Genomic DNA, 2,826 nt, shown 5'->3' with positions numbered 1-2,826 from the left:
TGAACACTCAGTGCGGGCAGGGTTGGTATGCCTGCTAGAATGCCCGATCGAATTTTGAAGTTCCCTCCGCAAATTCACTAGTTTTTGTGGCCTGAAATCTGCCCTGAGAATCAACCTGAATCAGGCTTGTCGCTTTGCCCAGTGCTGCTTGATGTCCTGAATGGAGAAGATGGTTTGAAAGTCGAGCTGCTGCTGCTGATAAAGTTCCGCGCCACCCTGATGCCGATCGACCAACGAAATTACCTGCGTGACCTGATAGCTCGCTTGCCGAAGCCGATCGACTGCTTTCAGTGCCGATTGTCCAGTTGTGACCACATCTTCTAACACCACAACCGGGCTTCCTTCTGGCAGGGGCAATCCTTCAATGTATGCCTGGGTCCCGTGTCCTTTAGCTTCCTTGCGAACAATGAGTGGCGCGATCGATCGTCCGGCATAGGCGGCTGCTACACTCGTTGCCGACACGATCGGATCAGCTCCCAGGGTCAGTCCGGCTACGGCGATCGTTTCCGGCGGCAGCATCGACAGCACGACCCGACCCACTGCCACGCCCCCCAGCGGATGCAGCGTCACCTGCTTGCCGTTGATGTAATACTCGCTGCGTTGCCCGGAAGACAGCACAAAGTCGCCTTCACGATAAGCAAAGTCACAGAACAAATCCAGCAAATATTGCTTGAGTTCGGGCAGGTCTGCTTGCGTGACCAGGGTAATGGCTTCGGAAGAGGCGATCGTCGATTCGCTCATTGATAGATTTAACGTGACTGGTTGAGAGATTGCTTATTTACTGTCCCACACATTTGCCTCGTACAGCATTGCTTAATCCCAGTCTGAACTCGCCCCCAATCTTTCACAGCTTAGAAATTCCCAAATCTCAAAGTTCCCTAGAGAATTGGCCTCCTGAGGGGGCACCAACGCTATCAAACTCATCCCTTCATGTCCGTTCCATTCAACCGTCCGTTCCAGTGGATTGTCCCAGCACGACCTCGCAGTATTGCCTCAAGAGTGTCAACCGATCGCCAATCTGCTTCTGTCGCTGGCTTGCGGTCGAAGGCTGTCGAGCCGCCTTCAGAAACAAAACATCCGTTGAGAGCAGGCGAAACTGCTTGGCAATCTCGGTTTGGATTGACTGAAGCTTAGTGGCGATCGGCGGGTTGAGGGCATCCAGATCCAGGGGCAAGATCTGTTGATGAAAGATTTGCTGTGCAGCTTCGACTTCGGCAGTGGTGAGTTCTCCCTCATTAGTTAGGTCGATCAAGCGATCGATTGATGCCTGTAAAGCGAGAAAAGGTTGACGGTATTGTTCAGTTAACATTCGGTTTTGTCGTTTCGGTGAGGATGCCCTTCTTTGGATAGAAGTAAAATGTGTCGCAGTATGCACCTTAATAGGTTAAAGTAGTGTTAAGCTTCCTGGTCGCTTCTTTATCAATTTCCTCTTATCCTTAAGAGTAAGAGATAGACTCCTTTCCCGTTTCCACCTGCCGTACTGGTTTAGCAATCTGTATCAGCGGCTTGTTGCAGTCCATGATCAAGTCTTTGATCAAGTCATTGCTTTAAGTCATTAGCTGTAGCCCCGATTACAGCGATTTGTAAACTTGGGGTGGGCAGTTTAATATTTTTCCTTAACAATCTTTTGACAGACCTCAAAACAAATTGTCGATCGCTGGTCGTTTCATTAGCGACTTGCCACGATCGGTCAGTTTCTCAGTTTGAGCAAGCACGTTGGAGCAATATTCTGCTTCAGCAACCCACCTTATTTCAAATTGGGTACGATGGCGTAAAATTACGCAATCATCCACCCTTAGCCCCTTTACCCGCACTCAGGGCTTAACCTATGAATGTAGCCATCGCCACGCTTCCCACTGATATTGCTTTACCCAACTGGCTTGAGGATTGTTTGACCGAGCATCAATCGCCCCTTGCCTGTGCTGAACCCACTCCCACGCCCAATGATATTTCGCTTGTTTGTCAGGCATTTGAGTTTGCCTACTGTCTACATCAGGGGCAAAAGCGGGCTTCGGGAGAACCTTACATTGCCCATCCGGTCGCCGTTGCGGGATTACTGCGTGATCTGGGGGGCAGTGCGCCGATGATAGCGGCAGGGTTTCTGCATGACATTATCGAGGATACGGATGTCACGGGCGAAGAGCTAGAGCGGCGATTTGGCGCAGAAGTGCGGCGGCTCGTGGAAGGCGTCACCAAGCTTTCTAAGTTTAATTTCTCCAGTAAGACGGAGCGGCAGGCAGAAAACTTCCGGCGGATGTTCCTGGCGATGGCTCAGGATATTCGCGTGATCGTGGTCAAGCTTGCCGATCGCCTGCACAACATGAGAACGCTAGAACACTTGACTGACGATAAGCGGAGGCGCATTGCCCTGGAAACACGAGAAATTTTTGCGCCGTTAGCGAACCGCTTGGGGATTGGACGGTTTAAGTGGGAATTGGAGGATCTGTCGTTTAAATATCTGGAGCCGGAGGCATACCAGCAGATCAAGCAATTGATTTCTGATAAACGAACTGATCGCGAAGCCCGACTGGAAAAAGTGGCAGAAACCCTGCGGGAGCGGCTTGATCAGCTTGGAATTCACTGCTATGACATCAGCGGTCGCCCAAAGCACCTGTACGGCATTTATCAAAAGATGCAGCGACAGCAAAAAAGCTTTGAGGAAATCTACGATATCGCGGCAGTGCGGGTAATCGTGGGAACCAACGATGAATGCTATCGTGCCTTGGCAGTAGTGCATGATGCCTTTTGTCCGATTCCCGGTCGCTTCAAGGACTATATTGGTTTGCCTAAGCCCAACCGCTACCAGTCGCTGCACACGGTAGTCCT

General features: G+C 50.9%; 3 protein-coding genes. 1 reads left to right on the top strand and 2 read right to left on the bottom strand.

The window, feature by feature from the left end; translation table 11 throughout:
- Window positions 1-120: 120 nt before the first annotated feature.
- Both pyrE and patD read right to left on the bottom strand, forming a co-directional pair.
- Complete coding sequence (gene pyrE / locus H6F80_RS08565; RefSeq protein ID WP_190791156.1) at window positions 121-741, bottom strand: orotate phosphoribosyltransferase; 621 nt, start codon at window positions 739-741, stop codon at window positions 121-123.
- Window positions 742-943: 202 nt separating this feature from the next.
- Window positions 944-1,309 (bottom strand): heterocyst frequency control protein PatD, encoded by a 366-nt coding sequence (patD, locus tag H6F80_RS08560; protein WP_190791155.1) that lies wholly within the window; start codon window positions 1,307-1,309, stop codon window positions 944-946.
- A 519-nt stretch (window positions 1,310-1,828) separates the two neighbouring features.
- On the opposite strand from patD, the gene H6F80_RS08555 reads away from it, so the two are divergent.
- On the top strand, window positions 1,829-2,826 hold a 998-nt coding region (locus H6F80_RS08555; RefSeq protein ID WP_190791154.1), incomplete at its 3' end, for a RelA/SpoT family protein.

It is taken from the genome of Leptolyngbya sp. FACHB-711 (assembly GCF_014695615.1).
In the GTDB taxonomy this organism is placed as follows: Bacteria; Cyanobacteriota; Cyanobacteriia; order Elainellales; family Elainellaceae; genus Leptolyngbya_A.
Note: the sequence above shows the minus strand (reverse complement) of the source record. Positions and strands in the feature narration are given on the sequence as shown.